Source organism: Phenylobacterium sp. (genome assembly GCF_020253645.1).
Classification (GTDB): domain Bacteria; phylum Pseudomonadota; class Alphaproteobacteria; order Caulobacterales; family Caulobacteraceae; genus Phenylobacterium.
The window spans coordinates 1-19,618 of sequence record NZ_JADCBG010000079.1 but is presented as its reverse complement, the minus strand read 5'-3'; the positions used below and the strand labels follow the sequence as shown (position 1 = coordinate 19,618).

Below are 19,618 nucleotides of genomic sequence, written 5' to 3'. Positions count from 1 at the left end.
TGAACCGGATTGATCCGGAGATCGCCCTCCATGCCTACGAGATCAACGCCAGGGCCGTGGAGAGGGCGCGCGCCCTCGGCATTGCAGAGATTCATCATCAGAGCGTGCTGGAGGAGATCCCCGCCGACCGCACCTATGACCTCGCCTTCACCAAGGGCGTGCTGATCCATATCCACCCGGAGGAACTGACGCGGGTCTACGACAACCTCCACGCGCTCTCCCGTCGGTACATTATGGTGTGCGAGTCCTTCAATCCGACCCCGGTCACCGTGAACTACCGGGGCAATACGGACCGGCTCTTCAAGCGGGACTTCGCGGGCGAAATGATGGACCGCTTCGGCCTCCGCCTGGTCGACTACGGGTTCGTCTACCGGCGGGACAACTATTTCCCGCAGGATGATACGAACTGGTTTCTTCTGGAAAAGCCGCTCTGAGGCGACGGATACCCGCCACGCCGGCGGCGAAGCCGGACCGGCGCCTCAGCGCCGGTCCGTGACGCGGGCCTTAGCCCAGGGCGTCCTTGAGCGCCTTGGCGGGCTTGAACTTCAGGGCCTTGGATGCGGCGATCTGGATGGTGGCGCCGGTCGAGGGGTTGCGACCCGTGCGGGCCGGCTTGGACTGGACGGCGAACTTGCCGAAGCCGGGGATGGAGACCTCATCGCCCTTCGCGGCGGCGCCGCGGATAGCGGCGAAGGTCGCCTCGATGGCGGCCTTGGCCTGGGCCTTGGTCAGCTTGGAGTCAGTCGCCGCAACGGCGTCAACGAGATCGGAAATGTTCATGGAAGACCTTTCAAGCAGGGAATCGCTTGAGAAGACCCTGCCAAGCTCGGCCGCATATGTCACCTGCGTGAAATGCCGGAATGGTCCGCTAGACGGGCGGTTTCGGCGCTTGCGTGCTGGAATCGGCCGGCGGAGGGCGGCGCGCGCGCCGGGCGCGGACGCACATGGCCCCGGTCTGATCCCTGTTGAGCGCCCCCGCCGGATCCTCGATCCGCATAGGGCGCCCAGGGATCCAAACCGGGGGATCAGGCGCCAGGCCCATGAGCGTCGTCGATGTCGAAGCGGACACCGGCCTTAAGGAGGGCCGAGGGCGTCAGCCCGAACATCAACCGGAAGGCCGTGCTGAAGTGAGCCGAAGAGGCGAAGCCTGCGGCGTAAGCCGCCTCCGTGAGAGAGCGGGACCGGGCCAGTTCGCGCCCTGCGCACGCCATTCGCCGCCAGAGCCGGTAGCGGCGAAAGGGAACACCGACTGCCTCGCGGATCAGCTCCCGCGCCCGGGAGGGACGAAGCCCGACCCTGCCGGCGGCCTCCGAGAAGCTTGAGAAGGCGTCAGGGTCGTCTTCCAGCGCCCTCAGGAGGGTGACGATCCTGGGGTCTGGTGACGGGCGTCCGGGCAGGTCGAGGGCTCCCCAGAGGCCGAGGATGAGGTCGCCGGGCGCGCCACGCCCCCAGTCTGGAAGGCGGAGCTCCTGAACCCGGGAGGTGATGTCATCGTCCACCAGGGCGTCGAGATACAGGAAGGCCATGGGGCCGCGGGCGCGGAGATGGTGCAGAACGCCCGCCGGAATGACTGCGGACCGGAGGGTTCGGCTTCCCGGGACAGCACCCTTCCCCTCGAAGACGGCAAGATCAAGGGGCGCTTCCAGTCCGAGCGCGATCACGGCCACGGCGTTCCGGTGGGGCGCGAGGTCCAGCCCGGGTCCCAGGTAGGCCGCGCGGGCGCCCCGAAGCCAGATGCAGGCCGTCGACTGATGAAATCGCGGTGTCATGGCGCGATGTAGGCTCCGGACATGACAAATCCCTCCTTACTCGATCTTCCCGTCCTCGCCGCGATCCTAGCCTTTGCTTTGATGGGAGTCGGCGCCCTCGCACGCCCCCTCCTGGTGTCACGGCAGTTTGACATTTCCACCCTGACGGCGGCCGGCCGGAACGAGGTGCGGGCCGTCTACGGCGGCTTTGGCCTCGCCATGGCGGCCTGCCTTGCCGCCGCTCTGGCGCTTCCCGACCTGAGGGTCGGGGTGTGCCTGACGGTCGCCGCCGCCCTTGCCGGCATGGCGGGCGGTCGTCTCATTTCCGCGATGATGGACCGGACCCTCGGCCGCCTGCCCGCCGCCTACCTTGCTCTGGAGACGGTGGTGGCCATCCTCCTCGCCTATGCCGCCCTGGGGCCCCAGGCTTGAAGCATTACCCAGGCGAGGGGGGCCAGCGCCGCGGCGTCGACGAGGGCGATCCTTCGCAGCGGACCTGGCGGCGCCCCAGCTGCGATGTACAGCATCAGGAAGCCCAGAATGCTGATCGTGACGATGACGCTGAGCGGCCGTCGTGCCTCGGCGTCGATCGCCCCCCAGAGGCACCCGAAGGCCACGGCCAGGAACAGAAACGCCCGATGGGCCAGCATGAGGCCCACCTCTCCTTGCGGTGCAACGCCGTACAGTCTTCCCATCATGCCGGGGATGAACGCGGCCATGGCGGGCGGTGCGTGGATTGCCGCGAGCAGGATCCAGGCCAGCCGGTTGAATGTCTCCATGTCGATCTCCCTTTCGAGGAGACTGACGCATCAGCGGCGTCTTGGCTTTCAGCAACCGACGGCTGGGAAGATCGACCGGTCGACCTGTACAGGTCGTCCGGGCCAGGTCTGGCGGAAATGGAAAGGAGGTCTCCGATGATCGAGATCATCGCTCTGGAGGACTGGCATCGGCTGGAATGGCTGCCTCTCTGGAAGGGCTATCAGCGCTTCTATGAAGTCGACATCGACGACGGGACGACGGCTGAGACCTGGCGGCGGCTGATGGACCCGGCCGAGCCGATGTTCGTGCTGGGCGCCCTGCGGGACGGTGTCCTGGTCGGGATCGTCCAATTCATCTTCCACCGCTCCACCTGGACGACGGGCGACTACGCCTACCTGCAGGACCTGTTCACGGCCCCGGACGCCCGCGGAGCCGGCGTGGGCCGCGCCCTGATCGCCGCCGTCCGCGACCGGGCGAGGGCGGAGGGCGCCAGCCGCGTCTACTGGCTGACCCGCGAGGACAACGCCACGGCCATCGCGCTCTACGAGAAGGTCGCCCTGCCGACGGGCTTCATTCAGTTCCGGATCGACCTGCCGCAGGAGTAGTTTGGCCTGGCCGGGGCGGGACGCCTCCTGCCGAGGAGGTCCCTCGCGTTCCGCCGCGCCGGGGTCCGCTTCTGCAGGGCGGATTTTGGGCTAGACTGTGATCCGGCGGGTTGACTTGGCCCCGCCCCAGGGCGGTGGAGGCTTTGCTTGCTTCATCATCTAGCGCAGATCAATATCCTGCGGTTTCGCCTGCCGATGGCCCATCCGGAGAATGCAGAGTTCGTGCGAAGTCTGGATCGCGTGAACGCGACCGCTGAAGCCCACCCGGGATTTGTGTGGCGCCTGACGGACGGTGGTGGCGCCTCCCCGGATCTGCGCATCCATGGCGACGCCCAAATCGAGCTGAACATGTCCGTCTGGACGGACGTGAACGCCCTTGCGGCCTTCGTCTATCGAAGTGAGACCCATCGCGAGATCATGCGTCGACGACACGAATGGTGCGAGCCCATCGACGGCGCCATGGCGCTCTGGTGGGTCCCCGAGGGTCATCGTCCCGGCGTCAGGGAAGGGGAAGAGCGGCTGGAACGGCTCAGACAGCTCGGACCCACGCAGGACGCCTTCAGCTTCAAGCACCCGTTTCCTCCGCCCAGATTTCTGGATGATCGACCTGATCCTTGACGAACGTGCGTGAGACGGGAGGCTGCCGGTAGGAACACCCTCACGCGCCCCAGGCTCCCGGGTCCTGATGGACGCGGGCCAGACCTCCTGCGCGGCCGTCCTGCAGGGTAGGGCGGCGGGGCGGGTTCAGGGCCGCCCGCGCCGCTGACCAAGAGCCTCTTCGCGCAAGGCGCGCCTGACCTCCGGGGAGAGCCGGCGCCAGTCGATGCCGAGAAGGGCCGCCTGCAGGGCGTAGAGAAGGTTGAGGCTGACCCGGGGGTCTGCAGCCATCCGGACCCGGGCGAAGGCCTCGACCGGGCCGACCGACCTCAGATCGGATTCCCGATGGATGCCGACGCTGGCCAGCAGGCGGGCGGATACCGTCCCAAGACCCCGAAGCTCCGACACCGGCCTATCCATCCTGACGCCTCGCCTGTGCGCGCACCGCCGCAACAAAGTCCCCGATCGTCCGGCCGCACTCGGGTCTGAAGGGCGCCCCGTCTTTGAAGCTGCGTATTCGGTCGATCCGGAATACACGGAAGTCATTGCGGCTCTCGCACCAGGCCGTCAGCGTCCAGACCCGACCCCAGTGCTCCAGGCCAAGGGGCCGGACGGTCCGGGCGGACACGGCGCCCGCGCTGTCCTCATAGGTGATCTCGAGGCGCCTTGACCGCGACAGCGCCTCCCTTACGCCCTGCAGGAGCTTCTTCTGCAGGGGCGTCAGCGAAGGCGTGGCATGGAAGGGGGCCTGGCTGACCCCGAGCTTTGAAAGCACATCCCGGGCCGCCCAGGAGAGGGCTTCATCCCCGTGAGCCGCCGCCAGCGCCAGGCCCCAGCGCAGGGCCTCGTGCTCGACAGGCGTCAGGGCGAGAGGGGGCAGGAAGAAGTCGTCCCTGAGCAGGAAGCCCAGGCCCCTTTCGCCGTCGATCGGTGCGCCGTTCGCCTGAAGATCGGAAATATCCCGGTAGATTGTCCGGACCGAGACCTCGAGGCCTTCCGCCAGCGAGGCCGCAGTCCGAAGGCGACCGCCTCTCAGCGCCTGCAGGATTGCAAAGAGGCGGTCTGCGCGGCGCATCTACCGTGAGATCACAATGCGGGCGTGGCGCATGGTGAGCGAGCTGAAGTCGATCCGGGCCATGAAGGCCGCGGCGGCGTCGGTCTCCATGATCCGGTCGGCGGCGGACTTGGCGGACTCCATGTCGTCCCACTCCACGCAGTCGATCCAGACGCCCTCCTCAATCTGGGCCAGCCGACGGGCGCGAAACCCCGGCTGCGCCGCCAGCCAGGGGGTGATGGCCTCGGCGGCGGCTACGAAGTCCGAGGTCTCTCCGGTCGTGCGGAATTCTGCAATTTCGAGGACAGGTGTTGTCATTCACGGGGCCTCCTTTGCGCCCCGCCGCTGGGTATCTTAGGCCAACTGACAGCATTCTGTCAGGAGACTCCGGGGGCGCCCACCGTCGCAGTCAGAGTGTCGCTAGCGAGTCAATCTGTCCGGTTTTTGGAACTCGTGAAGTGTCCGCTTCTCTGTTTGTGGCCGGGATCATGCGCGCATGACCCCGGCGTCGGTCGCGCGGGTTCAGGCGGCAAGCGCTGTGTCTTGCATGATGAGGGAGCCATCCGGCGGATCGTCAGCGGCATCGTGCACATGCTTCGCTCGGGCGCCCAGTGGCGCGACTGCCCACCCGAGTACGGGCCCTACACGACGGTCTACAACAGGTTCAATCGCTGGAGCCGCCAAGGGGTCTGGAGCGGGATATTCTATGCCCTGACAGGCAGGAGCGATGTCGTGACCGGCGCCATCGACGCCACCTACGTCAAGGCGCACCGCTCGGCAGCCGGCGCAAAAGGGGGGGCTTCGACAATGCTATCGGAGCCTCGCGCGGCGGACGAACGACCAATGTCCATGCGCTGACCGACGACCTTGGCCGACCCAGGGCCTTGGTTCTGACGGCGCGGTGCTCCAGCTCGTGCCGACGCCTCGCAAGCTTCTTGCCGATCGAGCCTACGACGCTCGAAAGCTGCGCGACTGGCTCGTCGAGCGAGGCTGCGAACCCGTCATCCCGCCAAACCCAACCCGCAAGCACCCGCACACCTACGATCCGGTCGCCTACCGCAGCCGCAACACCATCGAGCGAATGTTATGCCGTCTCAAAGACTTCCGCCGCATCGCAACCCGCTACGACAAGCGAGCAGACAATTTCCTCTCCGCTGTCCTACTCGCCGCCGCCGTCACCTGGTGGATCCCGATTGAGTCCACAGCCTAGACCAAGGATTGAATTAGGAAATATCCGAATTAGGATGTTCCCTAATGAATTCGCTATTTAAAGCCCTCTCGCACCCGCTCCGGCGCAAGATCGTGGAAATGCTCCGCGCCGGCGACATGACGTCCGGCGACATTGCGGCTGCGTTCGATGTGACCTGGCCGACGGTGACGGGCCATCTCACCGCGCTTAAGGATGCGGGCCTAGTGGACGCGGTCAGGGTCGGCCCTTCGGTTTCCTATCGGCTCAACATCTCTGCAGCCGAAGAAGCAATCGCCTTCCTGCTCGGGCTGATTGGCTCGCCGGTGCCCGCAGGCAAGTTCACCAGAAACGAGGACGCGGAATGACCACGACTTTCCCCGGGCGTGGATGGCGCCCAGATTTCATCGACCTTGGGGCGGGGCTGGCCGTTCTCACCCAGGCTGCGGCGACCGTGGCGACGGCGAGCCGGGACCCGAGCGCCGGCATGTCCATCGGTGGGCCGGAGCTGCAGATCCTGCTTCCCGGCCTGACCGCCGCGGGCGCGATCGCCTATGTGGTCCTTGGGTGGGCGGCTGCCCGGCCCGCAACGCCAGAGGCGGTACTGCGCGGACTCGCCGTGGGCCGCCTCGCCCTCGCCTTGACTCTGGCTTTGGCGTCCGGCGTCGGGATCGCAAGCGCAGCCGGCATGTTCCATCCGCATGCCCATGCCCTTCTCGGCGTGTCGAAGGCGGCCGCAGTGAGCGTCGCGGTCCTGCTCGCTGCCTTCGGCACGATCCTCGGCAAGGTGCGGCAGAACCGGCTCGTCGGCGTCCAGACGCCGTGGACGCAGAGAAGTCCCCTGGCATGGGAAAAGTCGAACCGCCTGCTTGGGCGGTTCTATTTCTGGGGAGGCCTCGTCCTGTTGATCGCATCCCCTTCCACCTCCGGGGCAATCCTCTTGAGCGCGGCGGCGACCCTGGCGCTGCTCGGCGCCCTTGCCGCCGTCCTGGAGAGCCATCGCGTCTGGGGTCGGACCCGGGACTGACTGGAGCCAATCATGACCCTCAAGCTATCGGTTCGCGCGGGCTGGCCCCGCCAGGTCTTCGTCTGGCTTGTCTTATTGATCACTCTGGCGATTTGCGGCGCGCTGGTGGCCGGGAGGGGGGCGGAGACGGGTCTCCGAGCCCGCAACGCTGGTACGATAGTCGAAGGAGAACTTGTTGATGTCGGCGGCCGAGCGCTCCATGTCAGGTGCATAGGGAAGGGGGCACCCCTCGTGCTTCTCGAAACCGGCGGAGCCGTCCCTGCGGTCCTGAACTATCCCTTACAGGATCGGATCGCCCGGTACACGCGGACCTGCGCCTATGACCGTGCGGGCCTTGGCCTCAGCGACGCCGCAACGCCGGGGCGCGACTTCGAAGCCCGCGCCGCCGACGCCTGGACGGCTTTGGAAAGGATGGAGGAGGCGGGACCTTACCTTTTGGTCGGCAGTTCGTTCGGAGGCATGCTGGCGCGTAAGGAGGCGGTACTCGGCTCGCACCGCGTCGTGGGGCTGGTCCTGGTCGATGCTGCGGAGGAGCAGTTTGTCTTTTCTCACCTCGACGATCTTCGTCGTCAATTGTGGCAGCTCAGGCTCCTCGAATACTTGGCTCAGGCGCATCTCCTGGGTAGCCTGTTGAAGCTGACGCCTGTCCTTGATCACCTCAGACCCGACTACCGCCAGGCCGCGATCTCGCAGCTTTCGAGGCCGGGGCACTGGCGTGCCGCCTTGGACGAGATCGCCGCCTACGATGCGACGCCGCCGAAGGACCGGCGCGTGGGCGGGCTCGGAAGCTTGGGATCCACGCCTCTGGTGGTCATCACCAGAGCCGAAGGGGACCCACGCACGGCTGGGGCCTCCGAGTGGTCTCAAGCGCAGCGACGGCTGTTGCGGCTGTCCTCCAATGCGCGGCTGTCTGTCGCCCCGAACAAGGGACACAATATCGCCAGCGACGATCCGGACTTTGTGGCGGCCGAGGTGCAACGCCTCGTGGCGCTCGCCAGGACCCGCGCCGCCGGGTCCTGGTGAGCGGGCGCCCTGCGGCGGAACTGCCTCGAACCGAGGGGTCTCGCTCTTTCCCGCCCGCGGCTCCCGGCGATCGAACGCCGAGGTCGCGGGCGGGCCAAGTGAAGCGCCGGAGATGCGCTCAGAGAGTTTCCGCCTGGTTCCAGGCGTGGACGCATCGATCGAGGCCGATGGCGACTTCGAGGACGAGTATGTCGACCTCGCGCTCCTCGCCGCCCTTCGACCCGACACGAACCGTCTGCGGGAAGTCCTTGCGGCGCGATATGGACGCCAGTTCCATCCACTTGTCGCCGTTGTCGACCTCCACATCCATGGTGACCTGCGAGTAGGCCGGCAAGCGATCGGAAGGCACAACGCGGGTCGGTAGTCGGGTCATGGCGCCGATCATTCGACGGACCGGCTCGAGGCAGCCGCCGTGATAGTCGTTGGCGGTGTCTGAGGTGTAGGCGCACTGGAATTCGAGCTGCCAAAACTCCTTGAGCCGCACGTGTTTCGTGGGCTGGTCCTGCTCGCGCCGAAACGATTTGCCGGCTTGCCATACGCACAGCGGGGGACGGACGCGTTGGTGGCTGTTGAGCAGGTGCTGCATGTAGACATAGGTCGACGGCGTAGTCTCCGGACGCAGGACCAGTTCGTGGTCGTGCTCAGAGAGCTTCGCCTGCACGAACACGTCGTCCGCGCCGTAGGCGGCCGAGATGAGTTCGCGCGGGGTCAGGATCGGCGCCTCGACGCGGCGAACGTCCCAGGCCGGGTTGGTGGTCTTGAGGAATGCGCTGACCTCGCCCGCAAAGTGCGCGGTCATCATGTCGCGCAGGCGAATGTCGCGCTCGGTCCAGTGGACGAGCCCATTGGCGTTATAAATGGAAAGCATGGCGGCCTCTTGGTCGCTGGAAGGTCTGAGATGAGGGCTTGGGCTTAACGTCCCCGGGCGTGCGGGAACGGCAGTCAGCCTCGCCCGCGACTATCCGGAGACGCGCAGACCTCGGCCGCCGACTGCGCGCACGGCGCTCGGCTCGAAAGGCGTAACGATGATCGAAATCGCGATCATGGGGACTTCATAAGGTCAAGGCAGCCGCGAGACAATATCGAATGACCGCTCGGCGCCGAGCTCGAACACCCGGGGTTGGTCGACTGGTTCAACAATCATCGCTTGTCCGGTCCCATCAGGCATATCCCGCCCGCCGAGGCTGAAGCCAACTACTATGTGGCGCGAGAGACCCTCGATATGGTCACATGACTCAAAAGAACCCGCCTCAGGAGAACCCGGGACGCTTCAAATATTGTATTGGGCCACTAAACGAATGATGAGAGGCAGCATGAAAGGTGATCAATCGGCAACCCTCCATACGCCTCGACTATCCCTGCGGCCGGTGCGAAAGGCCGACAGGGGCGATCTGATCGCGCTCGAACGTGACGCCGAGGTCATGCGCTTCATAAACGGTGGACGTCCGACGCCCGAGGATGGGCTCGATCCGAAAGCGGACTTCCTGATGCCCCGTGGGGGCGAGCCCGGCATCTGGACCGCCGTTGGGGTTGCGTCTCGGACCTTCATCGGCTGGTTTTCCCTGACGCCCCACAGCGAGGCCGTCGCCCAACTTGGCTATAGGCTCTGCCGCTCGGCGTGGGGCCAAGGATTTGCGTCAGAAGGCGCGCGCGCCTTGGTGCGAAAAGGCTTCGTCGAAATGCAGTTGAATCGGATCGTGGCAACGACAATGGCTGCCAATCATGCTTCTAGACGGGTCATGGAAAAGGCAGGTCTTACCTATGTCCGTACAGTCTATTTCGACTGGCCGGATCCTCTGGCAGACAGTCATCTTGGTGATGTGGAATACGAGATTACCCGCGCTGATTGGCAACGCGTAACGTGACCTTCAGCCCAGATCGGGCGCATGACGAGTCTATTTGTCGATCGCTTTCGCCCACCAATGCGATGAATCCACCTGCTCGAAACCGGCCGCGACGTAAGCGGCGATGGCTGCGTGATTGAAGTGGGCGGTGCCGACGCGAGCTTCGATGAGGCCGCGCGCACTTAGTCTTGCGAGCGCTTCGAGCATGACGGCTCCGGCCAACCGCCGGCCCCGATGGACGGGTGCAACGCCGACAGGCTCGAATACGCCAACGCCGCTCGCTTCGTCCGCCCAAAAAATGCAGTTCGCGATAAAACTGCCATCCGGCGCCACGGCCAAAATATCGAGCGAAGGGTCATAGACGGGTAGGGCGATCAGACTGAGATAGGCTTCCGCTGAAAACTGCGAGCGGGCTGAGATGCCGAGATGTTCCAGGTGATCCCAAGCACCACGGTGGGCGGCGGCGCGTAGCACAGGGTCGATGCCGATGCTGTCCCTCAACAAATACCCGGGTGGCAGTTCAGGCGGTTGTATGGGGCCGTTCAAGTCGCGCCGGAAGCAGACGCCATCGGGTCTGGCCTTCCGATAGCCGAGCTCCTCGAGCATCGTGATGCGGCGGAGGTCGGCAGCCAGTGCACGGATCCGGAGTCGACTTTCGGCGGGCTGGCCTTGGCTGGCAAGGCGGCGCCGGCAGGTGTCCTCGGCCCAGTGGACGGCGGTGCGGACCAGATGCTCGCTAGCGGGAAGGGTCTCTATCCAGACCTCGCCTTCGCTTTGAAACCAGGCGAGCGCCTCGACATGGTCGGGACCCGACCAGAAGCGGCACGGCTGCGGCTGGTCGGCGCGCGTTTGCAACGCCCAGGCTATGTCACCCGGATGCCAGGATGAGCGGAGGGGCGAGCGCTGGGCAGTGCAGGCGCTTGCAAAGGCGATAAGCGCTGGAAGGTCGGCGAGGCCCTGGTAGCGCCTTGATGGGAGCTCCGCTTGCGTGTCCTGCGTAGTCAATGCGCGTCTCTCTTAGGCAGCCCTGGGATATGACGTCACCTATTTCGATTGGCCAAGGGTAGGCGCTACCCACAGAGGGTGGCGATCCTCTCTTTGGCCAAGGTTTCAGACCTCCAACTCGAACCCTCAAGCCCTGCTGTAACGCCGTAATCCCGCCATTCCGGGAATAGGGCGTTCGACGGTGAAGTCGCAGAAATGACGGGATCGGCGGCCAGAAAATTTCGATGGCAGGATAAAAGCCGCGAGGTGCGTTGGGGGGTTTAGGGCGAATAGGTCAGTAAGATCAGCTGTCTAAAGCGAGGCATAGCAAGTGTTTTTCATGTGCGATTTTCGGAAAGAGGTTGAATAGAACGAAAGTTTTACGCCTTGCGCCAATTTAGAGAGAGCCTTAAACGCTTGGTGGAACCAGCGTCGGGCTAGGGTCAGGCAATGGCCTGCAGCCCTTTCGACTTTACCAGGTTCAGCAGTTTCAGCGATGGGCCGTCCGGTCGCTTCTCCCCGCGCTCCCATTTGCTGACAGCATCTTTGCGAACGTTCAGGTAGCTGGCGAACACGGGCTGGGAGACCTGCTCGCGTTCCCGCAGCGCCCTGATTTCCTCCGGCGCCATGGGCGTTACCGGGGTCAGGCACAGGACGTCGAACTCGCGCATGGTCGCCTTGTCGATGACGCCGGCGCGATGCAGGCCGGCAGCGGTCTTGTGAACCGTCCCGAGTATACCGCCTTCAGTCTTGCCTGCCGACTTCGTCATCGATCGTAACCTCTGCAATCTCACCGGCGGATTTCGCCGTCTCGATGGCGCTCAGGTCGAGGGCCAGGAAGGTGGCCGCCAACGCCTTCAGCGCCTTGAGTTCCTTGGGCGAAATGTTCGCCTTCTCGTTCTTGGCGAAGCCGTGGACGAAGAAACTGTGTCCGCCGACCTTGAACAGGATGATCGTCCGGAAGCCGCCGGACTTGCCGCCGCCGTACCGGGCGATCCTCTGCTTGAAAACGCCGCCGCCGAGGTCTGCGTCCCATTGACCGGACGCCACAGCCTGGGCGGCATCGAGCAGATCCGCACTCTTCAGATCCGCCTTGCGGGCGAACCTCGAAAACTCCTTGGTTTTGTAGACGCTCATCGTCTAACAAACCCCAAAATATGTAGCTCCAAGAGCTATAGTTTTCAAGGGCGTCATCATGCCGCCCTCGACGCGGCGATGGCATGCAGGGACTCTGGCTTTTGGTGCGAACAGATCTGAAACATCTTCCAGTCTTTGTGGCCCGTCACCAGGGCCACTTGTTCAATGGCGAAGCAAGGCTCAAGGAGACGGTCTGGGCCTTCATCGCGCAGCCCGTGAAAATTTGGCTCCCTGATGGCCAGCTCTTCCGGACTCGAGCGCAGGTTGCAAGGAGAGTCACTGCGCCAGTCGCGTCTACTGGCTGACCCGCGAGGACAACGCCACGGCCATCGCCCTCTACGACAAGGTCGCCCTGCGAACGGGCTTCATCCAGCACCGGATCGGCCTGCCGGCGGGATAGGCTGAGGCCGTTTCCCGTTTGCAAGCGCCGGGCGGCTGATCTAGTTCGGCGGCCTCTGGTCCCGGCAGGACGGGATCCGGGCAGGACGCGAATGACCCACACCGCCCACCGCTTCTGCGTCGCCCCGATGATGGACTGGACGGACCGTCACTGCCGGTCCTTCCACCGGGTGCTGACGCGGCGCGCCCTCCTTTATTCCGAGATGGTCACCAGCGCCGCCGTCCTGCATGGCGACCGCGATCGCCTGCTGGGCTTTGATGCCGCCGAGCATCCCGTCGCCCTCCAGCTGGGGGGCAGCGATCCGGGCGAGCTGGCGACGGCGGCGCGGATCGGCGAGGACTTCGGCTATCGCGAGATCAACCTGAATGTCGGCTGTCCCTCCGACAGGGTGCAGTCGGGCCGGTTCGGCGCCTGCCTGATGCTGGAGCCGGCCCTGGTGGCCGACTGTATGGCCGCCATTCGGCAGGCGGTTTCAGTCCCGGCGACGGTGAAGTGCCGGATCGGGGTGGATGACCAGGACCCGGAGGCCAGCCTCTTCACCCTGGTCGATGCCTGCGCCGCCGCCGGGGTCGACACCTTCATCGTCCACGCCCGCAAGGCGATCCTGAAGGGCCTGTCGCCCAAGGAGAACCGGGACATCCCGCCCCTGAACTATGATCTGGTCCGGCGGCTGAAGCGGGAGCGACCCGGTCTGACCATCGTGCTGAACGGCGGGATCGGCGGCCTGGATGCGGCTGAGGCCCTGCTGGGTGACTTCGACGGGGTGATGCTGGGCCGGGCCGCCTATCACGACCCCGGCCTGCTGGGCGAGGTGGACGCCCGGATCTTCGGCGAGGCCGCCATCGTCACGCCGGAGGCGGCGGTGGAGGCCTACCTGCCCTATGTGGAGGCGCGGCTTTCCGAGGGCGTTTCCCTGGCCGCCATGACCCGCCACATGCTGGGCCTGTTCCAGGGTCGGCGCGGGGCGCGGGCCTGGCGGCGCATCCTGACGGTGGAGTCGGTCCGGCCGGGCGCCGGCGTCGAGGTGATCCTCAGGGCCCTGGCGGAGGTGGCGGGTTCAGGGATGCAGGCGCAGGGCCTGGGGCGTGGCCTCGAAGCCGGAGAGCCGGCGCAGATAACTCATGCCGAGCAGTGAGGCGTCCGTGTCCCGGTCCAGGACCAGGGCATCGACATTGCGCACCACGGCGCCGTCCACCGCCACCGAAGCCAGGGTGATCCGGGCGGCGCGCGCCTCACCCGCGGCGGTGGCCACCTTCAGGCCATAGGTCAGGGAAGCCGGGTCAACCCCGACCCGGCGGGCGTCGGCGGCGGACAGGGAGACCACGGTCGCCCCGGTGTCCACCAGCATCCGCACAGGGTGGCCATTGATCCGCGTCTCGGCCCAGTAGTGTCCGTCATGGCCCATGGCCACCGAGGCGGTTCCGGGACCCTGCGGATGGCCTCCGGGCAGTGTGGCCGAGGCGGCGCGGACCGCCGGGGCCAGCATCAGGACAGCCTGGCCTGCGGCCACGGCCGCCACGGCGGCGGCGAGGGCGATCAGGGCCGTCCTTTGCATGTCGGATCCGCCTCCGCGCAGGAATGCGCAGGGGCAGGCTAGGCGAGGATGGTTAGCCGGAAGTGAATGACTCCGGTCAGAACATGGCCAGCTTTTCGGGGCGGATGAGGCTGCGGCGCGACGGCAGCTCGCCCATGACCGCATCCCGGGCCTCCGGAGTCATTTTTGACCAGCCGGCCACCTCGTTCAGCCGGCGGTAGCAGCCCATGCAGAGCCCGCTCTCACCATCAATGACGCACACCTTGATGCAGGGCGTACGGATGGGCGCAGGTCGCTCGTTGTCGCTCATGTCTTCTGGCCCTTCCCGTCACCGGAGCATCATTCTGCTTTGACCGGGGTTGGAGCGACAAGCCCCCGATGCATCCGCTGCGGACCGTCCGGTTCAGGCCTGCCCTCACGTCATCTGGCTGCGGCGCTTTTCAAGGGACGGTCCTTGACCTATGTGGGGCGGCGGAAAGGCGCGTATTTCCGCGCCAGACGCCGGAGCTGTCTCATGAACCTGGATTTCTCCCCCGAGGACAACGCCTTCCGCCAGGAAGTCCGCACCTTCATCGCCGAGAACTACCCCAAGGCGCTGCGCGAGAAGCAGGAGCGCGGCGAGACCCTCGGCAAGGAAGACTATCTCTCCTGGCACCGGATTCTGGCCAAGAAGGGCTGGGCCGTCCCGTCCTGGCCGGTGGAGCTGGGCGGCACCGGCTGGACCCCCACCCAGAAGTACATCTGGTCCGAGGAGCAGGCTCGGGCCGACACCATCGGCGTCCTGCCCTTCGGCGCCTCCATGCTGGCGCCCGTGCTCTACACCTTCGGCACCGAGGAGCAGAAGCAGAAGTTCCTGCCGGGCATCCGTGACGGCCAGGTCTGGTGGTGCCAGGGCTATTCCGAGCCGGGCTCGGGCTCCGACCTCGCCAGCCTCAAGACCCGCGCCGAGCGCGTGACCGGCGACGACGGCAAGGAGTACTACATCGTCAACGGCCAGAAGACCTGGACCACGCTGGGACAGCACGCCGACTGGGGCTTCTTCCTGGTCCGCACGGATCCCGACGCCAAGCCTCAGGCGGGCATCTCCTTCCTGCTGATCGACATGAAGAGCCCGGGCATCTCGGTGCGCCGCATTACCACCCTGGAGGGCGGCCACGAGGTCAACGACGTCTTCCTCGACAATGTGAAGGTGCCGGTCGAGAACCGGGTCTTCCACGAGAACCAGGGCTGGACCTGCGCCAAGGCCCTGCTGGCCCACGAGCGCTCCGGCATCGCCGGCGTCGCCCGGTCCAAGCGTGGCCTGGAGCGCCTGCGCCAGATGGCCTCCACCGAGCTGTCCGACGCCGGCGGCGCCCTGATCCAGGACGCCTTCTTCCGCCGCAAGGTGGCCGAGCTGGAAATCGACCTGACGGCCCTTGAGTTCACCGAGTTGCGCACCCTGGCGGGCGAGTCCAGCGGCAAGGGCCCCGGCCCGGAAAGCTCGATCCTCAAGATCAAGGGCACGGAGATCCAGCAGCGCCTGCAGGAACTGGCCCTGGAGGCCGCCGGCCACTACGGCGCGCCCTTCCTGGGCGAGGCGGGCCACAATTCCGGCATCGGGCCCCAGCACTCGCTGGACCTGGCCGGCGACTACTTCAACGGCCGCAAGACCTCGATCTATGGCGGCTCCAACGAGATCCAGCGCAACATCATCTCCAAGATGGTGCTGGGCCTCTAAAGAACCCTAGCGACACTCAGGAGGGGCTGCGGCCCCGGGCGGGACACAGATGGATTTCAGCTTCACCGAAGAACAGTCGATGCTCCGCGACACCGTCGCGAGCTACCTGGCCGATAACTACGGCTTCGACCAGCGCCGGGCGGCCCTGGGACGCGAGCCGCACTGGCGGCCGGAGGTCTGGAGCGCCTTCGCTGACGAGCTGGGCATCCTCGGCGCGGCCTTCCCGGAGGCCCTCGGCGGCCTCGGCGGCGGCTACACCGAGAACATGGTGGTCATGGAAGAGCTGGGCAAAGCCCTCGTGGTCGAGCCCTACCTCGGCACGGTGGTCATCGGCGGCGGCTTCCTGAAGCACGGCGCCCCCGCCGGCGCGGACGAGCTGATTGGCCAGATCATCGCCGGCAAGGCCATCTTCGCCTTCGCCTATGCCGAGCCCCAGGGCCGCTACAACCTCCGCGACCTGAAGACGACCGCCCGCAAGGACGGCGCGGGCTATGTCCTGAACGGCCACAAGGCCGTGGTGGTCGGCGCGCCCTACGCCACCCATCTGGTGGTCACCGCCCGCACCGGCGGCGGCCAGCGTGACGCGGGCGGGATCTCGGTGTTCATCGTGCCGAAGTCGGCCAAGGGCGTGACCACCCGCGACTATCCCACCGTCGACGGCTTCCGCGCCTCGGAAGTCTATTTCGAGAACGTCGTCCTGGGCGCCGAGGCCCGGATCGGCGGCGAGGGCGAGGCCCTGCCCCTGGTCGAGAAGGTCATGGACGAGGCCATCGCCGCCACCTGCGCCGAGGCCTGCGGCGTCCTGCGCCGCCTGCAGGAAGGCACGGTCGAGTACACCAAGCAGCGCAAGCAGTTCGGCGTGCCGATCTCGTCCTTCCAGGTCCTTCAGCATCGCATGGTCGACATGTTCATCCAGCTCGAGCAGTCGATCTCGATGACCTACATGGCCACCATCCGCCTGTCCGACAGCGACGCCGAGCGGGCCAAGGCCGCCTCGGCCGCCAAGGTGCAGATCGGCAAGGCCTGCAAGTTCGTCGGGCAGAACGCCATCCAGCTGCACGGCGGCATGGGCATGACCGACGAGATGGCCATCGGCCACTACTTCAAGCGCGCCACCATGATCGAGGGCCTGTTCGGCTCCACCGATCATCACCTGGCCCGCTACGAGGCCCTGTCGCTCGGCGCGGCGGCCTGAAGCTCGGCCGCCAGGCGCGCGCGCTCGGCGGCCATTTCGGCGCGGAAGCCCTCGGTGGACCAGAGGCGGTAGTCCCCGGTCGCGTAGGCTTCCGCGTTCCGGCGGTAGAGGAAGGCGTTCAGCCGGTTCGCCAGGGTGTTGTCCCGGGTGCGGGTGACCGCGCCCGGCGATCCCATGACGATGGAGCCGGGCGGGATCACCGTCCCCTCCTTCAGGAAGGCGCCGCCCGCCACGATGGACCCCGCGCCAATCCGGCAGCCGTCCATGATGGTGGCGCCGATGCCGATCAGGCAGGCCTCGCCGATGTCGCAGCCGTGCAGGGTCACGTGATGGGTGATCGAGCAGTCGGCCCCCACGAAGGTCCCGGTCCCTGCGCCCACATGGATCATCACGAAGTCCTGGATATTGGCCCGCGGGCCGATCACCACCCGGTCGCTCTCGGCCCGCACCACCACGTTGCACCAGACCGAGGCGCCGGGGTGGATCTCGACATCTCCGAACAGCCGGGCCGAGGGGTCGATCCAGGCCGCGCCCAGGTCCTTCACGTCGGGTCCGAGAAAGGGTCCGGTCATCTTGTCCTCCATTTGCCCCAGCCTCGCGCGGCGGCGGGCGGCTGACAAGTCGCCGCCACGGGGCGGAAAGGCGTTGCCCTGCGCCGCAAAGCGGGCGAAAGCCCCGGCATGACCCCGCGCGACTTTGGCCTGATGACGCTGGTCTGCCTGATCTGGGCGGCCAACTCGATCATCTCCAAGCTGGTCATCGCCAACCTCCAGGCGCCGCCCATGTTCTACGCCGCCCTGCGTTTCGCCGTGGTGCTGGCGGTGGTCTGGCCCTGGCTGCGCAACGTTCCCCGGCCCCTCTGGCGGATGATCCTGGTGGGTCTGTGCATGGGGTGCGGCACCTTCGCCCTGGTCTTCTTTGCGCTTGAGACCGCCAGTCCCTCGGCGGTGGCGATTGTCAGCCAGCTGGGCGTTCCCATCACGGCGGTCCTGTCCTGGTTCCTGCTGGGCGAGCGGCTCGACGCCCGGCGGATCGCCGGCACGGCCATGACCCTGGCGGGCGTGGTGCTGGTCATGTGGAACCCGGACGGCCTGCACATGTCCGCGGGCCTTCTGTTTGTCGTGGCCTCGGCGGTGATCGGGTCCTTCGGCGCCGTGCTGATGAAGCAGATCGAGGGGGTGAAGCCCCTGCAGTTCCAAGCCTGGGTCGGCCTGACCTCGGTGATCCCCACCCTGGCCTACACCCTGTCCTTCGAGACGGGCCAGGCGGCTGTGACCGTGGCCAACCCCTGGGCCCTGGGGGCCGCCGTCCTGTTCTCGGGCCTCGTCGTCTCGGTCCTGGCCCACACCCTCTACTACACCCTGATCCAGCGTTACGAGGCGACCCTGGTCTCGCCCCTGACCCTGATGACGCCCATCTTCACCATCGCCCTCGGGGTGGTCTTCACCGGCGACGTGGTCGACCTGCGGATGGCGATCGGCGCCGTGCTCGCCTTGATCGGCGTCCTGGTCACCGCCTTCCGGTTCAACCAGCTGGCGCGCCTGGCCCTCGTCTTCGGACGCGGCGACGGCTAGGCTTGCCGAGTCGCCGCTGGGCCCCTTGTCTGTGCGATTTGGATTAGAGTGCGGTTGTCTTCCGGGACGTCCGCCTGGCGCACCCACACCAGGCGGACTGCCGGCGGAAGGGCCGATGACCCCCTAGCCTCTTGGGCTGGCGGTGAGCAGGTCCGCCGCCGGCGTCGCCCCCTTCGACCGCGACAGCGGCCAGTGGAAGGGCCTGCGCTTCATCACCGGCGGCAGGGCCCGCGTCCGGCGGATGCTCTACCTCGCCAGCCTCGCCGCCAAGCGCTACGACCCCGGCTCCAAAGCCTTTCGAAGCCGCAACCTCATCCTCCACAGAAGACAGCCCTGGGTCAAAACCCAACCCGCTTGAACATGGTTGCTCACCGGGCTGCGCCAGGAGCTCCCCCAGGGGAGAAATTGGCCTTGCGTTCCTTGCCGACCGAGCTCCGGCCTCCGGATCGACCCTTATTGAACGGCCGCTCACTTGGTGAAATGGTCCCGCCGGGTCCGACTCCGGGCCACAGGACTCACTCAGGGAGCCGCCCCGTGATCGCCCAGGACATCGCCCAGACCCTCGTCGACCCCCGCGCCTACGCCGATGGCAAGCGGATCGACGACGCCTTCGCCTACCTGCGCCGGGAGGCCCCGCTGGAACAGGCCCAGCCGGAGGGGTTCGATCCCTTCTGGGTGGTCACCCGCCACGCCGACATCCTGGAAGTGGAGCGCCAGAACGAGCTGTTCCACAACGGCGACCGGTCGGCGACCCTGACCACCATCGAAGCCGACCGGAAGGTGCGCGAGATGATGGGCGGCAGCCCCCACCTGGTCCGCTCCCTGGTCCAGATGGACAACCCCGACCACATGGCCTACCGGCGCCTGACCCAGGGCTGGTTCATGCCGCAGAACCTGCGCAAGCTGGAGGAGCGCATCCGCGAGATCGCCCGGGGCTTCATCGACCGCATGGCGGCCCAGGGCGGGCGCTGCGACTTCGCCCGGGACGTGGCCTTCCTCTATCCCCTGCACGTGATCATGGAGGTGATCGGCGTGCCGGAGTCCGACGAGCCGCGCATGCTCAAGCTGACCCAGGAGCTGTTCGGCAGCGCCGACCCGGACGTCAACCGGACCGGCGAGGAGATGAGCCGGAACGCCGACGGCGTCGACACCATCCAGTCCGTCGTCATGGACTTCATGATGTACTTCAACGGCATCACCGAGGACCGCCGGGCCAGGCCCCGCGACGACCTGG

At 66.5% G+C, this 19,618-nt stretch carries 28 protein-coding genes and 1 pseudogene; 16 read left to right on the top strand and 13 right to left on the bottom strand.

The window, feature by feature from the left end; genetic code table 11:
• Positions 1–434: pseudaminic acid biosynthesis-associated methylase (locus tag INE98_RS05855; RefSeq protein ID WP_367120168.1), on the top strand; the 434-nt coding region annotated here is incomplete at its 5' end.
• A gap of 70 nt (positions 435–504) precedes the next feature.
• Here the strand turns inward: INE98_RS05855 and INE98_RS05850 are convergent.
• Both INE98_RS05850 and INE98_RS05845 read right to left on the bottom strand, forming a co-directional pair.
• Positions 505–780: an HU family DNA-binding protein gene (locus tag INE98_RS05850; RefSeq protein WP_293537326.1), complete on the bottom strand. Its 276-nt coding sequence runs from the start codon at positions 778–780 to the stop codon at positions 505–507.
• A 245-nt stretch (positions 781–1,025) separates the two neighbouring features.
• On the bottom strand, positions 1,026–1,769 hold the full coding sequence (locus INE98_RS05845; protein WP_293537324.1) for a helix-turn-helix transcriptional regulator: 744 nt from the start codon (positions 1,767–1,769) through the stop codon (positions 1,026–1,028).
• Positions 1,770–1,790: 21 nt separating this feature from the next.
• On the opposite strand from INE98_RS05845, the gene INE98_RS05840 reads away from it, so the two are divergent.
• Positions 1,791–2,180 (top strand): DUF4345 family protein, encoded by a 390-nt coding sequence (locus INE98_RS05840; protein ID WP_293537322.1) that lies wholly within the window; start codon positions 1,791–1,793, stop codon positions 2,178–2,180.
• On the opposite strand, the gene INE98_RS05835 is transcribed toward INE98_RS05840, so the two are convergent.
• Entirely contained in the window at positions 2,153–2,527 is a 375-nt protein-coding gene (locus INE98_RS05835; RefSeq protein ID WP_293537321.1) for a hypothetical protein, read from the bottom strand. The two genes, INE98_RS05840 and INE98_RS05835, sit on opposite strands and share 28 nt — an antisense overlap.
• A 135-nt stretch (positions 2,528–2,662) precedes the next feature.
• Between INE98_RS05835 and INE98_RS05830 the strand changes: the two genes are divergently transcribed.
• Together INE98_RS05830 and INE98_RS05825 are read left to right on the top strand one after the other, a co-directional pair.
• Positions 2,663–3,112, top strand: coding sequence for a GNAT family N-acetyltransferase (locus INE98_RS05830; RefSeq protein WP_293537319.1), 450 nt, complete (start codon positions 2,663–2,665; stop codon positions 3,110–3,112).
• Between the two features lie 147 nt (positions 3,113–3,259).
• Positions 3,260–3,730, top strand: a complete 471-nt coding sequence (locus tag INE98_RS05825) for a DUF3291 domain-containing protein (RefSeq protein ID WP_293537317.1) — start codon at positions 3,260–3,262, stop codon at positions 3,728–3,730.
• A 126-nt stretch (positions 3,731–3,856) separates the two neighbouring features.
• Here the strand turns inward: INE98_RS05825 and INE98_RS05820 are convergent, their stop codons facing one another.
• The 3 genes from INE98_RS05820 to INE98_RS05810 are packed head-to-tail and all read right to left on the bottom strand — an operon-like array spanning position 3,857 to position 5,081.
• Positions 3,857–4,117: a TfoX/Sxy family DNA transformation protein gene (locus tag INE98_RS05820; protein WP_293537316.1), complete on the bottom strand. Its 261-nt coding sequence runs from the start codon at positions 4,115–4,117 to the stop codon at positions 3,857–3,859.
• Positions 4,118–4,121: 4 nt separating this feature from the next.
• Entirely contained in the window at positions 4,122–4,784 is a 663-nt protein-coding gene (locus tag INE98_RS05815; protein ID WP_293537314.1) for a YafY family protein, read from the bottom strand.
• Positions 4,785–5,081: a hypothetical protein gene (locus INE98_RS05810; protein ID WP_293515748.1), complete on the bottom strand. Its 297-nt coding sequence runs from the start codon at positions 5,079–5,081 to the stop codon at positions 4,785–4,787.
• Between the two features lie 225 nt (positions 5,082–5,306).
• Between INE98_RS05810 and INE98_RS05805 the strand changes: the two genes are divergently transcribed.
• From INE98_RS05805 to INE98_RS05785, 5 genes are read left to right on the top strand one after another with little or no spacing between them, the layout of a single operon-like run.
• Entirely contained in the window at positions 5,307–5,621 is a 315-nt protein-coding gene (locus INE98_RS05805) for a transposase (protein WP_293537312.1), read from the top strand.
• A 43-nt stretch (positions 5,622–5,664) separates the two neighbouring features.
• The gene (locus tag INE98_RS05800) at positions 5,665–5,973 is read left to right on the top strand and encodes a transposase (RefSeq protein WP_293525384.1); all 309 of its coding nucleotides are present in this window, start codon (positions 5,665–5,667) and stop codon (positions 5,971–5,973) included.
• Positions 5,974–6,017: 44 nt separating this feature from the next.
• The gene (locus INE98_RS05795; protein WP_293537311.1) at positions 6,018–6,317 is read left to right on the top strand and encodes a metalloregulator ArsR/SmtB family transcription factor; all 300 of its coding nucleotides are present in this window, start codon (positions 6,018–6,020) and stop codon (positions 6,315–6,317) included.
• Positions 6,314–6,976, top strand: a complete 663-nt coding sequence (locus INE98_RS05790) for an SdpI family protein (protein WP_293537310.1) — start codon at positions 6,314–6,316, stop codon at positions 6,974–6,976. Before INE98_RS05795 ends, INE98_RS05790 begins: the two co-directional genes overlap by 4 nt.
• A 12-nt stretch (positions 6,977–6,988) precedes the next feature.
• On the top strand, positions 6,989–7,999 hold the full coding sequence (locus INE98_RS05785) for an alpha/beta hydrolase (protein ID WP_293537309.1): 1,011 nt from the start codon (positions 6,989–6,991) through the stop codon (positions 7,997–7,999).
• 118 nt (positions 8,000–8,117) lie between these two features.
• Here the strand turns inward: INE98_RS05785 and INE98_RS05780 are convergent, their stop codons facing one another.
• Positions 8,118–8,867 (bottom strand): aminoacyl--tRNA ligase-related protein, encoded by a 750-nt coding sequence (locus INE98_RS05780; protein WP_293515901.1) that lies wholly within the window; start codon positions 8,865–8,867, stop codon positions 8,118–8,120.
• A 445-nt stretch (positions 8,868–9,312) separates the two neighbouring features.
• Between INE98_RS05780 and INE98_RS05775 the strand changes: the two genes are divergently transcribed.
• On the top strand, positions 9,313–9,864 hold the full coding sequence (locus INE98_RS05775) for a GNAT family N-acetyltransferase (RefSeq protein WP_293537308.1): 552 nt from the start codon (positions 9,313–9,315) through the stop codon (positions 9,862–9,864).
• 30 nt (positions 9,865–9,894) lie between these two features.
• On the opposite strand, the gene INE98_RS05770 is transcribed toward INE98_RS05775, so the two are convergent.
• The 3 genes from INE98_RS05770 to INE98_RS05760 all read right to left on the bottom strand — a co-directional run bounded on the left by INE98_RS05770 (position 9,895) and on the right by INE98_RS05760 (position 11,964).
• Positions 9,895–10,698 (bottom strand): GNAT family N-acetyltransferase, encoded by an 804-nt coding sequence (locus INE98_RS05770; protein ID WP_293537306.1) that lies wholly within the window; start codon positions 10,696–10,698, stop codon positions 9,895–9,897.
• Positions 10,699–11,270: 572 nt separating this feature from the next.
• Positions 11,271–11,597, bottom strand: coding sequence for a DNA-binding transcriptional regulator (locus INE98_RS05765; RefSeq protein WP_293537304.1), 327 nt, complete (start codon positions 11,595–11,597; stop codon positions 11,271–11,273).
• Positions 11,572–11,964: a type II toxin-antitoxin system RelE/ParE family toxin gene (locus INE98_RS05760; RefSeq protein ID WP_293537303.1), complete on the bottom strand. Its 393-nt coding sequence runs from the start codon at positions 11,962–11,964 to the stop codon at positions 11,572–11,574. The genes INE98_RS05765 and INE98_RS05760 overlap by 26 nt, the downstream gene beginning before the upstream one ends.
• 491 nt (positions 11,965–12,455) lie before the next feature.
• On the opposite strand from INE98_RS05760, the gene dusA reads away from it, so the two are divergent.
• Positions 12,456–13,499: a tRNA dihydrouridine(20/20a) synthase DusA gene (dusA, locus tag INE98_RS05755; protein ID WP_293537301.1), complete on the top strand. Its 1,044-nt coding sequence runs from the start codon at positions 12,456–12,458 to the stop codon at positions 13,497–13,499.
• Here dusA and INE98_RS05750 read toward each other — a convergent pair.
• Positions 13,422–13,919: a TIGR02281 family clan AA aspartic protease gene (locus tag INE98_RS05750; protein WP_293537299.1), complete on the bottom strand. Its 498-nt coding sequence runs from the start codon at positions 13,917–13,919 to the stop codon at positions 13,422–13,424. The two genes, dusA and INE98_RS05750, sit on opposite strands and share 78 nt — an antisense overlap.
• A 76-nt stretch (positions 13,920–13,995) precedes the next feature.
• Complete coding sequence (locus tag INE98_RS05745; RefSeq protein WP_293537297.1) at positions 13,996–14,208, bottom strand: DUF1289 domain-containing protein; 213 nt, start codon at positions 14,206–14,208, stop codon at positions 13,996–13,998.
• A 204-nt stretch (positions 14,209–14,412) separates the two neighbouring features.
• Here INE98_RS05745 and INE98_RS05740 point away from each other — a divergent pair, with 204 nt between their 5' ends.
• Both INE98_RS05740 and INE98_RS05735 read left to right on the top strand, forming a co-directional pair.
• On the top strand, positions 14,413–15,615 hold the full coding sequence (locus INE98_RS05740) for an acyl-CoA dehydrogenase family protein (RefSeq protein ID WP_293537295.1): 1,203 nt from the start codon (positions 14,413–14,415) through the stop codon (positions 15,613–15,615).
• A gap of 49 nt (positions 15,616–15,664) precedes the next feature.
• A complete protein-coding gene (locus tag INE98_RS05735) occupies positions 15,665–16,810 on the top strand; it encodes an acyl-CoA dehydrogenase family protein (RefSeq protein ID WP_293537293.1) in 1,146 nt (381 codons plus the stop codon).
• Here the strand turns inward: INE98_RS05735 and INE98_RS05730 are convergent.
• Positions 16,777–17,382, bottom strand: coding sequence for a gamma carbonic anhydrase family protein (locus INE98_RS05730; RefSeq protein ID WP_293537292.1), 606 nt, complete (start codon positions 17,380–17,382; stop codon positions 16,777–16,779). The two genes, INE98_RS05735 and INE98_RS05730, sit on opposite strands and share 34 nt — an antisense overlap.
• Before the next feature lie 108 nt (positions 17,383–17,490).
• On the opposite strand from INE98_RS05730, the gene INE98_RS05725 reads away from it, so the two are divergent.
• From INE98_RS05725 to INE98_RS05715, 3 genes and pseudogenes are all read left to right on the top strand, one after another.
• A complete protein-coding gene (locus tag INE98_RS05725) occupies positions 17,491–18,384 on the top strand; it encodes an EamA family transporter (protein WP_293537290.1) in 894 nt (297 codons plus the stop codon).
• A 142-nt stretch (positions 18,385–18,526) separates the two neighbouring features.
• The gene (locus tag INE98_RS05720; protein ID WP_293537288.1) at positions 18,527–18,742 is read left to right on the top strand and encodes a transposase; all 216 of its coding nucleotides are present in this window, start codon (positions 18,527–18,529) and stop codon (positions 18,740–18,742) included.
• A 176-nt stretch (positions 18,743–18,918) separates the two neighbouring features.
• Positions 18,919–19,618, top strand: a pseudogene (locus tag INE98_RS05715) (cytochrome P450); the annotation flags it as partial.